This is a genomic window from Paenibacillus brevis, assembly GCF_018919145.1.
GTDB classification, from domain to species: Bacteria; Bacillota; Bacilli; order Paenibacillales; family Paenibacillaceae; genus Fontibacillus; species Fontibacillus brevis.
Window position 1 is genome coordinate 15,589 of the sequence record NZ_JAHLQJ010000025.1, and the last position, 18,295, is coordinate 33,883.

Consider the following 18,295-nt stretch of genomic DNA (forward strand, 5'->3'; position numbering starts at 1 on the left):
ATTCATATGGTATTAAACGGAATCGATTCGATAGCAAAGTACCGTCACCTGTTTGCGGGGAAGCGCGTAGGGTTAATTACCGCACCGACAGGTCTTACGAGGAATTTTGAATCAACGATTACAATCTTGCATGAAGACTTTAATCTTGCCGCGATGTTTTCACCTGAGCATGGTGTTCGTGGAGATCTGGATGCAGGGGCTTTAGTAGACACTTATACGGATCCTATTACAAATGTTCCGGTCTATAGTCTGTACCGGAAAGATTCCAAGCGCTTAACGAAAGATATGCTTAAGGAAGTAGACATCGTTGTATATGATATACAAGATATCGGCGTACGTTATTATACCTTTATTTATACGATGCTGTATGCACTTGAAGATTGCGCGAACGCAGGTGTGGAATTTGTTGTTCTGGATCGCGTGAATCCGCTCAACGGGGTAACGGTGGAAGGGAATATTTTAAAGCCGGGCTTCAAATCCTTTGTGGGGAATTACGAGCTTGCTGCAAGGTACGGCCTGACAGCAGGTGAAATCGCAACGATGGCAGATGATCAGATGAATTGGAATGCATCTCTTCATGTCGTTCGCTTGGAGGGCTGGGAGCGGAGCGTGTCCTTCCCGGATACCGGCTTAACCTGGGTGCATCCTTCGCTTGGGATTCCTCGATATGAGACAGCCTTATTATATACAGGCACCTGCTTGTTTGAAGGCACGAACTGCTCGGAAGGACGCGGGACAACGTTCCCCTTTGAAATGATCGGTGCTCCGTTCATTCAAGCCCAGGAATTGGCGGATGAGATGAACGCGAAGGGACTGCCGGGCGTGTGTTTCCGTCCTGTTCATTTCAAGCCAACGTCATCCAAGCATCAGGGAGAACTGTGCGGCGGCGTACAGATTTACATTACGGATATCCAAGCCTTGAAGCCTTTAGAGGTGGGCGTAACCTTACTATTTACGATTAGAGATAGGTATGAACAATTTTCATTCCTGCCTCCTTTGAAGGAAGGCTCACGTCCATTTATCGATTTGCTGGGAGGGGACAGCATTTATCGTACGGAACATATTCAGGCTAAGCAGCTGCTTGAGCAGTTTGCAGAAGAAAGTAAGCAATTTGCCGATATGAAGAAGCAGTATCATTTATATCTATAGCTAAGTTGAACAAAAAGACTATGTAGAAAGGCATAAGTGTGAAGTGTGCTGTAGAAGCGTTAGCGTTCGCCTTTGTGATCGGATTTCTACCATAGGATGGCTTAGTTCAGTCAGAGAAATCCGGGAACATGGCGTAACTAATTAGTTCAACTATAGAGATTGCTAGAGGATGGTGAACTGAAGATGAGAACCATTGAACAAATGAGCCTGCGCGAAAAGATCGGACAAATGATCGTTACAGGCTTCCCTGCAACGGAAATGACGGATGAGATTAAAGAGATCATCGAGCATTTTAAAGTCGGTAATATCATTTTATTTTCACATAATATCAAAAATAAGGTTCAACTAGGTGAGCTTGTTGCTGAGCTGCAGCAGTGGTTCACCACACATACAGTAATTCCGGGGTTTATTACGATCGACCAAGAAGGCGGCCGGGTGACACGCATGCCTAAAGATGCGACTAATGTGGCCGGAGCCATGGCTATAGCTTCTTCGGGGCGACCTGAAAATGCCTATGCGGCAGGCCGAATTACGGCCAGAGAATTAAAGGCATTAGGGATCAACTTCAATCTGGCTCCCGTGATGGACGTGAACAACAATGCATTGAACCCGGTTATCAATGTACGTTCATATGGTGATTCTGTTGAGAACGTATCGGAGTATGGAATTCAAATGATGAAGGGCTTGCTCGAAGGCGGCGTCATGTCCTCGCTGAAGCATTTTCCGGGCCACGGAGATACAAGTGTAGATTCCCATATCGGCTTGCCTATCATTGAAAAAACGCTTGAGGACTTGGAGCAGCTTGAGCTGCAGCCGTTCAAGGCTGCGATTGAGCAGGGCGCGCAGGCGATCATGAGCGCGCATATTCTATTTCCGCAAATTGAGAAATCGGGAGTGCCGGGCACCATGTCTTATACGATTATTACTGAAATCCTGAAAGAAAAGTTAGGATTCAAAGGGCTGGTTGTCTCGGATTGTTTGGAGATGGACGCGATTAAACGCAACTATGGTACGGCAAAAGGCGCGTTGGGAGCGGTTAAAGCAGGTGTTGACCTCGTATTCATCAGCCATACTCCCGAGATGGTGAAAGAAGCGGTCCATTTGATCGAGAGAGCTGTATCAACTGGCGACTTGGATGAAGGGGTCATTGATGCAGCCGTTGCAAAAATTATGGCTTATAAAGCGCAATATGCGACGATGGAGGAACCGGATTACGAGCTTGTTGGCTGCGATGTACACCGCCGTGCAAACGAGCTCATGCGTACGGAAACGATCTGCCGCCTGAAGGGTGAAGTCCAGCCCATTCGTACAGGTGACGAGCAAGTGCTGTTTATCGGCTCTTACTCCTATCGCAGTGATCTTGCGTCCAGCAGCGTGAATCAAGATATCAGCTTCCCGCAGTATATGGGAGAGCATTTTAAGATAGCTTATGAGGTTATTGACATTGATCCGAGCGAGGAGCAAATTACCGCTGTGCTGCAAAAGGCGCAAGGCTGCGGACATATTGTTATCGGCTTATTCAATGCACGTGAAAACAAAGGACAGCTTGCACTCGTTCAGAAGCTGTTGGCTGCTGGCCTCAAAGTAACGGTCATTACATTAGGACGCCCGTATGATTTGACCTTGATCGAAGGCGAGCTTTGCGGGATTGCAGCATTCGAGTATACGTACGATGCTTTTAAATCTCTCATTCCAATCCTGAATGGCGAGATTGCGCCAACGGCCAAGATTACGATTCAAATATAGCGAATAAAGGACAAACAAGAGGGGGGACAGGTGCATGGCGTATATCGTCGGAATTGATGGGGGCGGCACCAAAACAGCCGTGACCATTGCCCGTGACCAGGAGGATGGCTTAATAACCTTTACGGTAGGACCGATTAATTATAACGGCGGCGATGCCAATGCGATTGCTGCCTCCTTTGAAGAAACTTTCAATCGAACGAAGCTCCACTGCGGCGGTCTGCAGGCAGTTGCCCATATCTGCATAGGGGCTGCAGGGATAAGTAACCCGCTAGTCGTCCGTTTTTTGGAGCAGCATGTGCGCAGCAATGGATACAATGGGCCTTTAACGATTACTGGCGATCAAGAAACGGCATTATATGGAGCGCAAAATGACTTGCAAGGCATTATTCTCATTGCCGGTACGGGATCGATCTGTTTCGGGGTCAATGCAATGGGAGAACGGCACCGCACAGGCGGCTTTGGTCATCTGATCGATGACGAGGGAAGCGGCTATAGCATTGGACGCGATCTTCTGTCTCTTTTGGTTCGAGCAGAGGACGGAAGAGTAAAGGATACGATCGTTCCAGCGATGGTATATGAGCAGCTTGGACTGGGCACCGTGCAAGAGGTTATCGGATTTGTTTATGATAAGAGTACGACGAAAAAGGAGATTGCTCAGCTTGCGCCGATCCTGACGACCGCCTGTGAAAAGGGAGATGTCCATGCGCTTAAGCTGGCGGAGCAATGCGCCGCGAATCTCTATGAGCTTGTGGTGCCTGTGATTGAAAAGCTTAAGCTAGTTGATAGCCCGATTGCGATTGCAGGAAGCGTCTTGCAAAAGTCGCACTTTGTGAAAGAAGCATTGGAGCGGAAACTTGCACAAAGCCACTCGCAAAATAAACTGATCTTGCCGATTAGGGATGCAGCCTATGGCGCTGTCTTGTTAGGGAGAGCCAAAGCGAATAGCGGTGAGATTTAAAGCTAAGATAAATAAGAGGTGTCATAAGTCCAAACTGTTGGACTCGTGACACCCTTTTTATAGACATCAAGGTTACTCAAAATTTGTCGGTCAAATAGAATACGGCTTGTTGTTTCGGGAAAAGGGCCTGGAGGATGCCAGCATGCTCGGCACCCTTTCCTGCGGCGGCTTCATTATAACCGAATATGATACAGGTCATTAGATCGCGCTCATCCACGTCTAAATGGATATAGTCAAACGCATCTTTGCCAGTATCGGAAATGGAAAGCTGCCGTTGCTTATAATCCATGTATAAAATTTCCTCATTGCACTGCAGGGCGATATGCAGCTCTTGATCTGCTGCCAGGGCGCTACCTCTAAGACGGTTCTCCAATTCAGGCTGAAGCTTATGAAGCGCAGAGCTCAGGTTGATCATTTTCCACATGGCCATATTGATTTGAATGGGGGTTGCCCGATGCTGCTGGAAATAGGAATATAGCTTGTGATCCTCCTGAAGCATCGCCAAGATTTGTCGTGCATTCGGACGCAGCCGGCATAAGGCATGAAATAACTGCTCAACTCCATCCTCCGCTTCATTCAAATACAACAATTCATTTAGAAATACCTGTTCCGCCTCTTTCTTCTCAATGATGCCGTAAGCGACGATTTTTTCATCTCTGCGAAGCAGCAGGCAGTCGGCTTTTTTCCATTCCGGCCAGGTTATTAAATCACGCCAGTAAGTTTCATTCCGGACTACGGTGAAGGTGCGGTTGTGATTGAACTGTTCATAGATGAGACGGATCTCATCGAGATAACGAGCTTCAAAAGGAATGATCTCGTAGCTGCCTGGCTGCTCCAAGCTTGCCGGCTTTTTAATTGTGAGAGCAGTCTGGGGAATAAGTCTCCACCCAGCCTTTTCATAAAATGCGTGCTTACTGGCCAGAAGCAAGCTTATATCATAATCGGTTTCTTTCATATAATTGCTCTGCGCATGGAGGATTTTGTGAGCAAGACCCAACCCGCGGTAATGAGGATCGGTTCCGACGCTGCCCATGGCACCCATTTTCAGGATTGCTCGGCCGACTCGAATATGCAGCGGAAAAATTTGCACATGGGATGCAATCTTGCCATCAACTGCGGCAAACCATGTTGTGTCCGGGTCATACGCGGTGTCTTGGTCTAATCTTTCTTGAAAAAAATCCCGGCCTACCGAAAAGCACTTATCTAAAAGATCGTAAATGACTTCAAGCTGCTCTTTGGATGGATGATTCTTGACCGAGATGTCGGGTGTCGTCGTCATCGTTTAGTTCCTCCTACGCCTCCATGGTTGAGCCGGATGAATTGTTTTTGTTTGAAATTTATTTTCCTAATAATAGTTTATTATTGAAGTAAAATTTCGTCAACAATAGAATACATCCTGAACCCTGCACCGGCTCGTTCTTTGCCGGATTGAGCTGCTGAAGCTGTGCGATTATGTAACGAGGGCTTGTCCGGCGAAGAAACCTGGAATGAATTGTTAAAATTCTGGGAGGATAAATACGGAAGCAAGGTCATTCTGACACGAGGCAGCAGGGGCGGGGATTGTCTGAATGCTGCGCTGGGTTATTCGCTGGCTCAGGATAGGCCGCTTCATGAGGCGCTTGCATTTGCCGTGAGAGCGGCCTTCTTCTCGGTTACACGTTGTGGAGCCCAGGCCGGAATGCCGGCACTGGAGGATATACTGAAATCATGAATATCATTCCCGAATCGTGACTCGCGTTCCGATCGGAACAATGCCGGCTAACTGCACGACGTCCTGGTTAAACATCCGAATGCAGCCATGCGAGACTTCGCCGCCAATGGAAGAAGGGTCATTTGTACCATGAATTCCATAATGAGGTCTTGACAGCCCCATCCAGTAAGCGCCGAAGGGGCCGCCGGGATTGGAGGCTTTATTGATAATTGTATATTCGCCTTGGGGCGTCTGGGTCAGCATCTTGCCGATGCCGACCGGGAAGCCTCTCAACACGTTGTTGCCGTCAAGCAAATATAAAGTCCGGTCCGACAGGTCAACGATAATCCGATAGTCAGGCATTGTGTATAGGCGCCTGTCAGATTAACGCAATAGCCAGCAGGGTGAACAGGCTTAAGGTGAGAATATCATTGCCGTACCATCCGGGTCCGTAAGGTCCGGGATAGAATGCCGAGGTCTGAACCGGACCACCTCTTTCCGGCCGCAAGTAGACATTATTGTAATCTACATCCACAATGGTCCCGGTGTAATGCTGCATATCTCGCGTCATAATTCTGACCTTGCGATTCTTCAACCGCATACAGTTATAATATGCTTCTTCCATTTGGGCTTTCCTCCTCCTTTTTTTACTAAGCTATGTATGTCGTGCGTGGAAAGGCACGGCTAACGCCACCCTTGAAGCGCTGTTTCAGCGCGTCCTTGGCAAGGGTTATACAAGATAGATGCCTTAAGTAAAAGTCGAATGCAGGGAGGGGAGAACCTGATGGCAAAATTACTTGTGATGTCCTTACCGGCAAGACAAGATGCGGTGACGATTATTCAGGACATATTGGAGAACGGAGTGAAGAGGGAGGCCTTGTCTGTACTTTCCAAGACGGAGGAAGCTTTGGGAAAGGTCTGTCTGGAGACCGGATTGCCCAAGCCTTTGCGGGGAGATGGAAACCATGCGTTGTTTCATCCATTGATTGAGATCAGCTCAATTTTAGAGAGAAAAGCAGTAAATGTTGCCGCTGCCGGAGCTGCGGGGAGATTGCTTGGAGGAGCGGAGATCGGCTGCGGGAGCGATGACTTGATAACTTCTTTAGAAGGAATCGGAATTCCGATAGAAGACGCAAGAGAGATGGAGCAGGCTTTGCTCAAGGGCAGCTATCTGCTCTTTATAGAAGGAAACGAGGCAACTCCTTGGAATGCGATTGGGAAGCTGCTGGAGGAACACGGACAAATTACCGTTTACCCGGCTTCCTAATACAAATAAATTAATCTAATTTTCAGGTTACTGTAAGGAACCTTTAAGGATAGACTGATATATTAGACATACTCCCTCTTCTAGAATATATAGAAGCAAAGACAACCATCCCTGGCCAGAGGGATGGTTGTCTTTTGTTTTACACGATTTTTTTGTCCATAGCCTTAACGATCAGAGACGCGAACAAGCTGTTGGACCAGGCGAACCATTCCCGGGAGAAATCAGCCGGATTGTCCGGGTGGAAGCCTTCATGCATATATCCGGTATCTGCATCTGTTGCGATCAGGGTATCAATTAGCTCTTTGATTTCCTGATCGTCAGTTGATGTCAGTGCCTGCATCGAGAGAGCCATATGCCATACATATCCGCCCGGGGTATGCGGGCTACCGATGCCCTTGGCAAACTTTCCTTCGAAGTAGAAGGGGTTATCGAAGCTTAAGGCAAACCGGCGGGTGTTTTGATAGATCGGATCCTCTGCCGAGACATAGCCGATGTAGGGAATGGACAACAGTCCCGGCGTCCCTGCATCGTCCATCAGGCAGTAATTGCCGAAGCCGTCTGTTTCATAGGCATAAATCTTTCCGAATTTCGGATGATCGACGATTCCGTAAGTGCGAATACCGTAATCGATCTCCTTGCGAAGCTTCTCGGCCCGTTCAGCCATACGCTCGTCCTTGAATACCTCCAGTGCGATTTCATGGATGTAGCCCAGAATCACGACAGCAAACATATTGGATGGAATATTGTATCCAAACAAGCAAGCGTCATCGCTTGGACGGAAGCCTGACCAGGTCATTCCCGTATAGTTGACAGGCATTCCCTTTCCGTCGTTCTGCAGGGTTTCTGTCTCTTGGATCGTTTGGCGCACGAAGAAGTAAGGGGACTGCTCCATATGGCGCTGTTCAGTTTTAATGACCTGCAATACCCGGTTCAACGCTTGGTAAGAGGCATCATCAAAGACAGAGTCAAGGCCGGTTGCGCGCCAGAAAGAATAGGCCAGCTTAACCGGGAAGCATAGGGAGTCCAGCTCGTACTTCCGCTCCCACATCCACGGGCTCAAGTCACAATGGTCAGTGGCGCGATAATGCTTGTCATTGGCCGTTTCGTTGAATGCATTTGTATAAGGATCAATATTAATATAGAACATTTGCCGCGCGATGAGACCGCCGATAATTCGTTGCAGGTCTTTGTCTTCCTTGGCGAATGGAACATAATGAATCACCTGCTCCACGGAATCGCGGAGCCACATGGCCGGAATATCCCCGGTGAATACGAAGGTCGTGCCGTCATCGAGCAGCTTCGTGGTTGTCTCTAGCGTATTAGGAAAACAGTTGCGGAACAATTTTTGCAGCTTGGGACGATGCGCGAGACGGACGTCCGTGTCGTTCAGATATTGTTCGATAGATGCTGGTAATTTCATGTTTTAGTCCTCCTTAACCGAATCCATGCATGGATTAGTGGCTGTTTTTATTCTTTAGACTGTCTGATAAGGCAAGGGTAACGATTTCGGCTTTACCTGCTTCCAGGCTCAGCTTGCCTCCGTAAAGCGCAAGGCTATCATGTCTGCGTTCCAGCACATCGCTGCGATAAGCTGCGCTTGCCGGAACATGCAGCTCTACGTCAAGCTTAGTAGACCGATGCTGGAGATTATACCAACGAACAATCAGATCCTCGTGCTCGGACAGCTTGAAAGCGGACAATGCCAAGCCTTCCCCTTGCCAGCTTACCGGCGCATACGTTGTAGGCAGGCTGCCGAATTGAATTTCGGTCTGGATATGGAACCAAGGAATCTGGAATCCATAGGCCTGCTCGTAAGCCCCGGATTTAAGCAGGTCCCCACAGTGAGGGAATACCGCATACTCCACCGTCTGCTCCCCAAGACACTGTGCTTCGGGTGTCGGGAATACGCCCCAGTCGCCAAGCTCTCCTACCGCACGCAGCAGAGTAACGGCGATTGTATTTTTGCTGTCCCGGAGCACCTCGTACTCATTTAATCCCTTATTGGCAATGGTCAGGCCGTTTGCTTCGTCATTTAGACTGATAAATGCGTGCTGATGCTGGGCGTTGCTTGGGTTGATCCATTCTGCTGCTGGAACATTATTACGTTGTGCCGCCTCAAATATGGAGTCCGCATAGTGGGTAGCACTCTCAAGCCCGGTTGGGAACAAGACACGAAGGCGATGGTCCTTGGCTTGATTATCGAATGAAGTTGATACGGACAGGCCTTGAGCGGAATTCTCCAGACTTATCTGGGTTTTGATCCGCAGCGGCACCATTTGTTTGCTTCGTTGCGCCTGCCGACGGCGGAAGGGAACCATTGCATTTCTTTCGCTTTCGAGACTTTCATCTGCCCCTGCCGGTATCGCCCAATCATGCACAATCTCATAGGTAATACGGTAAGCTTCATTTTCTACCAAGGTGATCTTGGCAGGTACTCCTCGTGTAGTCAGCGCTATGTCGCCTTCAGGCTGTCTGAACACATATTCATTTCCGATATCTCCGCAGCTCTCGAAAATACCGAATTCGTGGAAGGTATGTCCATTCTTCAGATTTGTCAGGGAGTAGGCCCCGTCTTCACGGAAGGTGACGGATACATGCTCATTTGCCATTCCGTTCTCCAGCACCTTCAGAGCCGATGGAGCCGCTTGTCCGGAATCATCGGCGCACGGGTGCCAGGCGAAGCTTCGATAGCCGAGTGCGGGAACGGCTGGCGCCTCAAAGGTCAGGCGGATTTTTCTAGCCATGTAGGGTTGTCTGAACTTGTCCTTCGGCAGCTCATAACCAAAGGATGCTCCCAAATCCTCTACTTTCGCGGCGATAGCTTGTCCGCGATCATCCAGCAATTGGCCCTTTTCCGGATCCAGCGGCATTAAGCCCATTTGCTCGGCAAGCGCTGCCGGATTCGGTCCTTCCTTGAAATACCGCTTCGCCACGATTAATTCCACGCTGACTGTACCGCTTCGTTCGCGTCCAGCCGTATTGAATACGGCAAAGGGAATTGAGTCCGCCTTCCAACTAAAGTTGTGCGCAGTATCGATCTGTCCTGCAATGGCTTGCAGGCTCTCCTGTACAATCGCTTGGGTCATATGCCGGCTCTTATCGAATCTTCCGACCATTTCCCGATGCACTTCGTCCACACTGCATCCGCAGATACTGTCGTGAGGATGGTTCTGCATCAGCGTCTTCCATGCATAGGTCAGCAACTCATGGGGATAAGCCTTTGCCCCTGTCAATGCGGCAAGCGCTGCAAGCGGCTCTGCTCCTCGTTCCAGTAAAGTTTGTCCTAACTGATTTAATTGCTTCAAATATATACGCGCAGATGCGGTGTTAACCAAGGTTCCCCATCCGTCGGTATGCTGGCTCCGGAGTTCTCCTGTAATAGTAACCAGATGGCTCGGTACCTTCCGTTGTAACACTTCCATATATTGCGTGAAATCGGAATGAACAAAGTCCACGTCAGGATAGAGCTTACGAGCTGCCTCCAGGGCATCGCCCAAATCACTCTGAACAGGCTGGTGATCACAGCCATTCATGAAGAGAAGCTCTCCGGTAGATGCATATTTCTCGGCATCAGACAACTTCTTGTCCCAGAATTTCTTGGCTTCCTCCGGATCGACCGGTACTTCATTGCCGTTGCTGTACCAATTAGCGAACAGAATGCCTAGTACTTTAGAGCCGTCAGGAGCTTCCCAATACATTTCTGAATAAGGAGATTCATATTCAGAGCTTTCATAATCGGCGACCTGATTGTCAAAACCGGTTGGCTTCACCCCGCGACCAAATGCAGCGACATGAATATCGGCTTGCTTAAGCAATTGAGGAGCCTGTCCCATGTTTCCGAAGGAATCCGGGAAATATCCGATTTTACATATCGTTCCATAGCGTTTGGCATCCTGATGTCCAATAAGCAAATTGCGGACATTAGCTTCCGAGCTGGTCAAGAATTCATCCTGCAGAACATACCAAGGTCCGATGGCGATTCGGCCGTCAGTGATGTATTTCTCTAACAGCTCCCGTTTCTCGGGATGCACCTGCAGATAATCCTCCAGAATGATTGTTTGTCCATCCAAATGAAAATGACGATAACGTTCGTCCCGGGCAAGCGTATCAAGCAAGCTGTTCATCAGTTCAGTTAATAAGTAATGATGCGATTCGTAAGGCATGTACCATTCCCGATCCCAATGCGAATGGGAGATCAGATGAGCGGTTTTGCGAGCCATTCAAGTTCCCTCCTAATCCATTTCATTACGCCAGAATTATCTTTGTAACCAGTTGTTTTGCGAAAAACACATTCGTAAGCAGATTTGCACATCCGGAGAAAAACTACAATATGTATGATTTGCGGCAGGATTCGGGCTAGCATAATTGACACATTCGGCAGGTGAAAATGATCATTGTTAACCCTGTGTTAAAAATGAAAAAGCGCATAATGAAGCGGTTTCATGGCATTACGGATATGACAATTCAGAAACGACATATTTACGATGTCAGATCGGATTCCCTACAATTTGTGTTGTAAGCGTTAGCAAACCGCTGCTTGCATCTTGGTCAAGCACCTAGAGGTTAGGGCGGAAGAAGCTGACGCATGGAGATTGGAGATAGAGAAAGGAGAGAAATACAATATGAGAAAAAACGGTCGGGTACAACCCGGCAATCTCGGCAGTTCGACACAATCTCTCGGCCGTAGAATGCTAAAGAATTGGGAACTGTATCTATTTATAACCCCTGCGGTTTTGTACTTCCTGATTTTCCACTATGGACCGATGTACGGGATTCAAATTGCATTCAAAAACTTTACACCCGTTAAAGGAATTACGGGGAGTCCCTGGGTAGGATTCGATCACTTCGAGCGTTTCTTCAATTCTTATTACTTTTGGGATTTACTCTGGAATACGTTAAGCCTTAGCTTCTACGAGCTGGCAATCGGATTCCCGCTTCCTATCATTCTTGCACTCGCTTTCAATGAAATTCGCAACGGGGGATTCAAGAAGACGGTACAAACCGTCACCTATGCGCCCCACTTCATTTCAATGGTAGTTATGGCAGGTATGATCATTACATTCTTATCGCCTTCCTCCGGGATCATTATCCGGATAATCGAAGCCTTTGGCATCAATGCTCCTGACTTTCTAAGCGATCCGCGCTGGTTCAAGACGGTATACGTAATCTCAGGCGTATGGCAGAGCACAGGCTGGGGAACGATCATTTATCTTGCCGCCTTGGCCGGAGTCGATCCTCAATTGCATGAAGCGGCGATTATGGATGGTGCCAGCCGGTTCAAGCGGGTATTGCATATTAACCTTCCGACGATCATTCCGACAATTACGATTCTCTTGATCCTCAATATGGGCAATATGCTGGGCGTAGGTTATGAGAAAGTTCTGCTGCTGCAGAACAATTTGAATATGGAGTCCTCGGACGTCATTTCAACGTTTGTATATCGCTCCGGTCTGATCAGCGCTCAGTATAGCTTCTCAACAGCTGTCGGCTTGTTCAACTCCGTAATTAATGCCATCATGCTGATTACGGTGAACAAAATTGCCAAGCGGACGAGCGATACAAGTCTGTGGTAAAGGAATGGAGGGGAATCTATAAATGACAACAATCAGAGAGTCCAGATCGGACAAGCTGTTCCTGATCATAAATTATGTGTACCTGCTGCTAGCCTTGGTCGTTGTATTGTATCCGCTGGTATACATTATCAGCGCCTCTATCAGTAATCCCAAGCTCGTTAGCTCGGGTGAAATGTGGCTTTTCCCTAAAGGATTGACATTGGATGGGTACAAGCTCGTGTTTAATAATCCGAAGATTTGGATCGGATACAAAAACACTGTTTTTTATACGGTAATCGGTACTCTGCTGAATCTGGCGGTTACATTGCCGGCGGCCTATGCTTTAAGCCGTTCCGACTTTGTCGGAAGACACTTGTTCATGGGGATGTTCCTGGTCACAATGTTCTTCAGTGGCGGGTTAATTCCAAGCTACTTGCTGATCAAAAACCTGGGGCTTGTCAACTCGGTCGGCGCATTGATTCTGCCTGTGGCGGCTTCGGTATGGAACATTATCGTGGCAAGAACCTTCTTCCAGTCGACGATTCCGAAAGAATTGCAGGAGGCGGCGCATGTTGACGGTTGTACCAACTTCAGACTGTTCATGAAAATTGTCCTTCCTTTATCCTCTCCGATCATTGCCGTCATGGCTTTGTTCTACGGGGTAGGACACTGGAACAGCTACTTTCCGGCCCTGATTTACTTGAACGATGATATGAAGTATCCGCTGCAGTTGGTATTGCGCCAGATTCTGGTCCTGCAGGAAATGTCGGCAGAGACGACAGGAGCTGCGATCAGCGGAGATATCGCCCGAGCTATGGCTAACAAGGCGGAGATAGCCGCCCTGGTTAGATATGCTGTCATCATCGTATCGACGCTGCCCGTCATTGCCGTCTATCCTTTCCTGCAGCGCTACTTTGTGCAAGGGGTTATGATCGGATCCGTGAAGGGTTAATAAGAACCCGTTGATGGTAAGCCTGAGTATGTATTAGCTCAGTAATAACGAAGATCTTGTCTTCGATATTATATAATTCTTTTAAAGATATAAGGGAGGATTAAGAATGCAAAAGAGCAAAAAGAGCTGGGTCATGCTGTTAGCTGCTGCTATGTTGATCACGTTATTGTCTGGTTGCGGCGGCTCCGGCAACAAGAACGAATCAGGTAGCCCCGCTACCGGAGCAGACACCCCGACAGAGTCGGCAGTAAGTAAGGATGGTTTCCCAATTGTGCAGGAGCCAATCACATTAACGATGATGGCACCGGATGTAGGTCTGCAAAACTGGGAGAACATGGCACTTTTTGAAGAGATGGAGAAGCTGACAAATATCCATTTTGAATTCAAGAACGCGCCGAAGGACAGCTTCGAAACGAAGAAAAACCTCGTCTTTGCAAGTGGTGACTATCCGGATGTATTCTATGCGGCAGGATTGACTCCAGCGGAGCAAATGAATTACGGCGAGCAAGGAATTCTGGTTCCGTTGGAAGACCTGATCGAAGGATATGCACCAAATGTTAAGAAGATTCTTGAGGAGAACCCGGAGATTCGCAAATCAATTACGGCACCGGACGGTCATATTTATGCGTTGCCTGTTATTGAATTCAATCAGCCTTGGTACCGCAACCCGCTTTGGTATAATGGCGAATTCCTGAAAGCGTTGAATATCGAAAAGCTTCCAGAGACGACAGAGGAGCTGTACACGTACCTCAAGCGGGTTAAGGAAGAAGATCCGAACGGCAATGGCAAGGCAGACGAGATCCCGCTTTCCTCTGCTGCTCCAGGCAACAGTCTTCGCGATATCCGTACCTGGTTGCTTGGTGCTTTTGGCATCTACGAGGAAGAAATCTATGTTGATGACAATGATGTTGTCCACTACACTCCGTTCGAAGAAGGATACAAGGAATACTTGGTTTATTTGAACCGCCTGTGGAATGAAGAACTGCTGGATCGGGAGAGCTTCTCACAAACTGCGGAGCAGCGTGAAGCTAAAGCGCGCAACAATCAGTTAGGCCTGTTCTCGGCCTGGACTGCCTTCCAAATGATGGGCGAGGAGCCTAATACCGATGATCCGATGTTCAGCCCGGTGAAGAGTGAATTTGTGGATCAGCCAGCTATCGCCAAGAATAAAGGAATCAATACCGGCGCCTTTGCCATCTCGAATTCAAATCCATCGCCGGAGGCTTCTATCCGCTGGGTAGATTATGCATACTCCATTGAAGGCGCAACTATGTTCAATAAGGGACCTGAGGGAATTCTGTGGCAATACACAGACAAGGTAAATTACATGAAGGAATACTTGCCTGTTCCAGACGGTGGCGATCGTGAGGAATATCGCCCTAAAATTACGCCGAACTATGGCATCCCTGCGCCGACAATCAACCTGCCGGAAATTGATAATGGGTTACTGGAAGAGGTGGACCACTGGGTTGCTAACGAGACCAAGACCAAACTGTTGGATCGTGGTGCGCGCATTCCGTTCCCCGTGCTGTTCTTGACAACGGAGGAACAGGCAGAGGTGACGACCATGACTTCAACACTCAACACCTATGTGCGACAAATGGAAGCCAAGTTCGTTACCGGTGCCGAGCCGCTCACCAATTGGGATAGTTATGTAGACACCATTAAGAAAATGGGTGGAGACCGCATGGTAGAGATTTACCAAGCAGGTTACGACCGTTGGAAAAATAGCTAAGCACTAGATTCATGATTTGAAAACTCTCTGATGTTATCCGCGGTCGGAGAGTTTTCTTTCTATTAATGGCTCAGGAAAATAGCTGAAGAAGGTTTTTGCATGAAAGGAGATACTGCATTGAAGCGTATTTCGCGATTTGTCCAATTTCTGGAACGCGAACAATGGACAGAAAAGAGATTGCTCGAACAGTGGAAGGTGCGGGAGACCCGTTACATCGCCCAAGGGGTATATGAAGATACCGCCGGGGAAGAGCGGGAGCGTCTGCTGGACAGGCTTACCGGCGGCCCCGGTACTACCTATTTTCTCAGTAGGCTGCTAGAGCTTCCGGGGGATTGGCAGCCCCTGGATACGGCTTTGTTGTACTACGGCACCGGAGAAGGACTGCTTTGCATCGATGGCAGGCCATATCATGGGCTTGACCGCAACCATTGGTTCGTGCAACTGCCCGAAGCGCAAGAAGGAAAGCTGCTGCTGGAGATCGAATTGTTTGATCCGTTCCCCGAGCCTTCGGATCCTCTGAACAACCAGGCGCCGATTCGTCCGCCGATGCACAGTGCGGAATTTGCGATCGTTCTGATTAACCGGCCGGTTTATAGTCTTCTGCATACCGTAAAAATGGTGCATGAAGCGGTGTTGCTGCTTCCTGTATCCGATATGCGGCGCATCCGTCTGGAGCGGGCGCTGGAACGGACAATGGACACCCTGTATCTCCAGCCGGAACGGCTGGCCGATGCGGAACGGACAGCTCTGGCGGAGCAAGACTTGCGGGAAGCGGCGCTGCAAGAGCAGGTACCCGATGGACGCAACGGCGTGATGCATATGGTCGGACAATCGCATATCGATGTCGCCTGGCTATGGCCTCTGAAAGAGACCCAGCGCAAGGTTGGCCGCACTTTCTCTACAATCTGCGCGCTTATGGATCGCTATCCCGATTTTACTTACTCGCAAAGCCAGCCACAGCTGTATGCCTATGTAAAGGAGCATTATCCCGAGCTGTATAAGCGCATCAAGCTGCGGGTGGCGGAGGGCCGCTGGGAACTGGTCGGAGGCATGTGGGTGGAGCCCGACCTCAATATTCCATCCGGCGAATCACTGGTGCGGCAGATTCTCTATGGGCAACGTTTCTATGAGCAAGAATTCGGCAAGCGCTCAACGATTGAATGGCTTCCAGACACCTTCGGCTATTGCGCCTCGCTGCCCCAGCTATTGAAGCAGTCCGGCATTGATTACTTTATGACGACCAAGCTGGGATGGAACGACACCAATAAGTTCCCGCACACCCTTTTCAACTGGGTCGGCATCGACGGTACTTCCGTAGTCGCTTACCAGAACCACGGGCTTAATGAGCATACCCGGCCGCTTGATGTGCAACGCCACTGGGAAGCTTTTGCCAATAAAGACAGGCACGATGAGTTAATGCTTCTTTACGGGCATGGTGACGGCGGCGGCGGCGTCACGCACGAAATGTTGGAGAATATTAGCCGTTCGGAATTGATGGTCGGTCAGGCATCGGCCCGGCTCTCCACTGCGGATGCCTTCTTCAGTGAGATCAAGCGGAGTGGGCCAAATCTGCCGGCGTGGCACGGCGATCTTTATCTGGAGTTTCATAGAGGCACCCTTACCACGCAAGCCTATACTAAGCTCAGCAATCGACTGGCGGAACAACTATATCGGAGAGCGGAGATCTGGAGCTCCTTTGCTGAACTTGGCCAAGAAAACCGTACTGCACCGGACGGCTTGCAGGAAGGCTGGGAACTGATTCTGCTTAACCAGTTCCATGATATAATTCCGGGAACTGCGATCCCCGAAGTGTACGACACTTCCCGGAAGCAATACGCCCGTGTGTTCGAGTTAGGCCAGCAGGTGCTGGAGCAAGGGCTCTCGGCACTCGCTGCCGAGATGAATACGAATGGCGAGGGTAGCCCGTACGCCGTATTCAACAGCCTGGGTTGGTCACGAAACGGCACCGTGCTGATTGAGAGTGACAGCAGCCTGGCGGCCATGAAGTTCTGGGATACCGAAGGTGAATTGCCAAGCGATGTCCGTGCGGTAGACGAAGCGACAGGACGGGTCACATGGGCTGTTCAGGTGAAGAACGTGCCGGCCTTTGGCTGCCGGATCATCTGGCAGCGTCCGATGAAGGAAGCGGCAGCCTCCGCTCCCGCTCCCGTTTCCGGGGCGGGATTCACGGATTCGTGGGAAACGGATCGCTGGTTGCTGCGCTTTAATGAGCGGGGTGAGATCACCAGTTGGAAGGACAAAAAGGCAGACCGCGAACTGATTCCGGATGGCGGGCGGGCCAACGAAATTCAGTTGTTCCACGATTTGCCGGTGGAATGGGATGCCTGGGATCTGGATAGCCGGTTCGAACAACAGCCGGCCGCTAAGGCCAAATTGCTGGAGAAATCGGTGCAAATCCAGGGCGAAACCCTCGATCTGCTGCTTTTTCATTGGCGTATCGGCGGCTCCGATATTGAGCAGGACATGGTATTCCACAAGCATACCGACCGCGTAGATTTCATTACAAAGGTGGATTGGAGAGAGGAGCACAAGGTTCTGAAGGCAGCATTCCCGGTAGACATCATGGCGTCCCAGGCAACCTATGAGATTCCCTTCGGTGCGCTCGCGCGTCCCACACACCGCAACACCAGTTGGGAGCAGGCCCAGTTCGAGGTATGCGGACATCGTTTTGCCGATTTATCGGAGAACGGTTATGGCGTTAGCTTGCTGAACGACTGCAAATACGGCTACGACATCCATGATGGCGTAATGCGTCTTACACTGCTGCGGGCTCCCGCTTGGCCGGACAAGCAGGCCGACCGGGGCAAGCATGTCTTTACCTATTCGCTTTATCCGCATGCGGGAGATTGGCGGCAGGCTCAGGTCGTTAGGGAAGCAGCCGATCTGAACGAGCCGTTGCAGGTGATCACTGCCGATACCCATCCGGGCATTCGCGGTACATCGCACTCCTGGCTGTCCTTTGAGAGCGGACATGTTTGCCTGGAGACCATCAAAAAAGCAGAGGACGGCAGTGGAACGATACTCCGCATGTACGAGTCCGCCGGCGGCCAGGACACAGCGGTACTGTATGGGCTGCCAAAGACAGCGCGCATTGCTGAGGTCAATCTTCTTGAAGACGAGACCGGCCTGCTGACGGCAGACGACGGGCAGTTGACGCTGCATTTCCGGCCATATCAAATCAAGACAATCAAAATTACAGACATTGCATCGGCACAGGAGGTATAA

Annotated in this window: 14 protein-coding genes; 9 read left to right on the forward strand and 5 right to left on the reverse strand. The window is 49.5% G+C overall.

Features of this window, described 5'->3' with window-relative positions:
- The first annotated feature begins 6 nt into the window (after positions 1-6).
- The 3 genes from KQJ23_RS21075 (at position 7) to KQJ23_RS21085 (ending at position 3,853) form a co-directional block, all read left to right on the forward strand.
- Entirely contained in the window at positions 7-1,149 is a 1,143-nt protein-coding gene (locus KQJ23_RS21075) for an exo-beta-N-acetylmuramidase NamZ family protein (RefSeq protein ID WP_216480888.1), read from the forward strand.
- 183 nt (positions 1,150-1,332) lie between these two features.
- On the forward strand, positions 1,333-2,895 hold the full coding sequence (nagZ, locus tag KQJ23_RS21080; RefSeq protein WP_216480889.1) for a beta-N-acetylhexosaminidase: 1,563 nt from the start codon (positions 1,333-1,335) through the stop codon (positions 2,893-2,895).
- A 34-nt stretch (positions 2,896-2,929) separates the two neighbouring features.
- Entirely contained in the window at positions 2,930-3,853 is a 924-nt protein-coding gene (locus KQJ23_RS21085) for an N-acetylglucosamine kinase (protein ID WP_216480890.1), read from the forward strand.
- Between the two features lie 76 nt (positions 3,854-3,929).
- Here KQJ23_RS21085 and KQJ23_RS21090 read toward each other — a convergent pair whose 3' ends face one another.
- Entirely contained in the window at positions 3,930-5,132 is a 1,203-nt protein-coding gene (locus tag KQJ23_RS21090) for a GNAT family N-acetyltransferase (RefSeq protein WP_216480891.1), read from the reverse strand.
- Between the two features lie 165 nt (positions 5,133-5,297).
- Between KQJ23_RS21090 and KQJ23_RS21095 the strand changes: the two genes are divergently transcribed.
- A complete protein-coding gene (locus tag KQJ23_RS21095; RefSeq protein ID WP_216480892.1) occupies positions 5,298-5,564 on the forward strand; it encodes a carbohydrate kinase family protein in 267 nt (88 codons plus the stop codon).
- Between the two features lie 3 nt (positions 5,565-5,567).
- Here KQJ23_RS21095 and KQJ23_RS21100 read toward each other — a convergent pair whose 3' ends face one another.
- Positions 5,568-5,906, reverse strand: a complete 339-nt coding sequence (locus KQJ23_RS21100; protein WP_216480893.1) for a L,D-transpeptidase — start codon at positions 5,904-5,906, stop codon at positions 5,568-5,570.
- A 16-nt stretch (positions 5,907-5,922) separates the two neighbouring features.
- The gene (locus tag KQJ23_RS21105; protein ID WP_216480894.1) at positions 5,923-6,168 is read right to left on the reverse strand and encodes a hypothetical protein; all 246 of its coding nucleotides are present in this window, start codon (positions 6,166-6,168) and stop codon (positions 5,923-5,925) included.
- Positions 6,169-6,327: 159 nt separating this feature from the next.
- Between KQJ23_RS21105 and KQJ23_RS21110 the strand changes: the two genes are divergently transcribed.
- Positions 6,328-6,810 (forward strand): hypothetical protein, encoded by a 483-nt coding sequence (locus tag KQJ23_RS21110; RefSeq protein ID WP_216480895.1) that lies wholly within the window; start codon positions 6,328-6,330, stop codon positions 6,808-6,810.
- Between the two features lie 139 nt (positions 6,811-6,949).
- On the opposite strand, the gene KQJ23_RS21115 is transcribed toward KQJ23_RS21110, so the two are convergent.
- Entirely contained in the window at positions 6,950-8,230 is a 1,281-nt protein-coding gene (locus KQJ23_RS21115) for a glycoside hydrolase family 125 protein (RefSeq protein WP_216480896.1), read from the reverse strand.
- A gap of 34 nt (positions 8,231-8,264) precedes the next feature.
- On the reverse strand, positions 8,265-11,030 hold the full coding sequence (locus KQJ23_RS21120; protein ID WP_216480897.1) for an alpha-mannosidase: 2,766 nt from the start codon (positions 11,028-11,030) through the stop codon (positions 8,265-8,267).
- Between the two features lie 402 nt (positions 11,031-11,432).
- Between KQJ23_RS21120 and KQJ23_RS21125 the strand changes: the two genes are divergently transcribed.
- The 4 genes from KQJ23_RS21125 (at position 11,433) to KQJ23_RS21140 (ending at position 18,295) form a co-directional block, all read left to right on the forward strand.
- Complete coding sequence (locus tag KQJ23_RS21125; RefSeq protein WP_216480898.1) at positions 11,433-12,383, forward strand: ABC transporter permease; 951 nt, start codon at positions 11,433-11,435, stop codon at positions 12,381-12,383.
- A gap of 22 nt (positions 12,384-12,405) precedes the next feature.
- On the forward strand, positions 12,406-13,314 hold the full coding sequence (locus KQJ23_RS21130) for a carbohydrate ABC transporter permease (RefSeq protein WP_216480899.1): 909 nt from the start codon (positions 12,406-12,408) through the stop codon (positions 13,312-13,314).
- A 106-nt stretch (positions 13,315-13,420) separates the two neighbouring features.
- Positions 13,421-15,049 (forward strand): type 2 periplasmic-binding domain-containing protein, encoded by a 1,629-nt coding sequence (locus KQJ23_RS21135; RefSeq protein WP_216480900.1) that lies wholly within the window; start codon positions 13,421-13,423, stop codon positions 15,047-15,049.
- 117 nt (positions 15,050-15,166) lie between these two features.
- Positions 15,167-18,295 (forward strand): alpha-mannosidase, encoded by a 3,129-nt coding sequence (locus KQJ23_RS21140; protein ID WP_216480920.1) that lies wholly within the window; start codon positions 15,167-15,169, stop codon positions 18,293-18,295.

Coding starts and splice junctions, on each gene's coding strand:
- nagZ (WP_216480889.1), top strand. CDS start 1,333: ATGAGAACCATTGAACAAATGAGCCTGCGCGAAAAGATCGGACAAATG.
- KQJ23_RS21125 (WP_216480898.1), top strand. CDS start 11,433: ATGAGAAAAAACGGTCGGGTACAACCCGGCAATCTCGGCAGTTCGACA.
- KQJ23_RS21120 (WP_216480897.1), bottom strand. CDS start 11,030: ATGGCTCGCAAAACCGCTCATCTGATCTCCCATTCGCATTGGGATCGG.
- KQJ23_RS21085 (WP_216480890.1), top strand. CDS start 2,930: ATGGCGTATATCGTCGGAATTGATGGGGGCGGCACCAAAACAGCCGTG.
- KQJ23_RS21135 (WP_216480900.1), top strand. CDS start 13,421: ATGCAAAAGAGCAAAAAGAGCTGGGTCATGCTGTTAGCTGCTGCTATG.
- KQJ23_RS21105 (WP_216480894.1), bottom strand. CDS start 6,168: ATGGAAGAAGCATATTATAACTGTATGCGGTTGAAGAATCGCAAGGTC.
- KQJ23_RS21130 (WP_216480899.1), top strand. CDS start 12,406: ATGACAACAATCAGAGAGTCCAGATCGGACAAGCTGTTCCTGATCATA.
- KQJ23_RS21110 (WP_216480895.1), top strand. CDS start 6,328: ATGGCAAAATTACTTGTGATGTCCTTACCGGCAAGACAAGATGCGGTG.
- KQJ23_RS21100 (WP_216480893.1), bottom strand. CDS start 5,906: ATGCCTGACTATCGGATTATCGTTGACCTGTCGGACCGGACTTTATAT.
- KQJ23_RS21075 (WP_216480888.1), top strand. CDS start 7: ATGGTATTAAACGGAATCGATTCGATAGCAAAGTACCGTCACCTGTTT.
- KQJ23_RS21090 (WP_216480891.1), bottom strand. CDS start 5,132: ATGACGACGACACCCGACATCTCGGTCAAGAATCATCCATCCAAAGAG.
- KQJ23_RS21115 (WP_216480896.1), bottom strand. CDS start 8,230: ATGAAATTACCAGCATCTATCGAACAATATCTGAACGACACGGACGTC.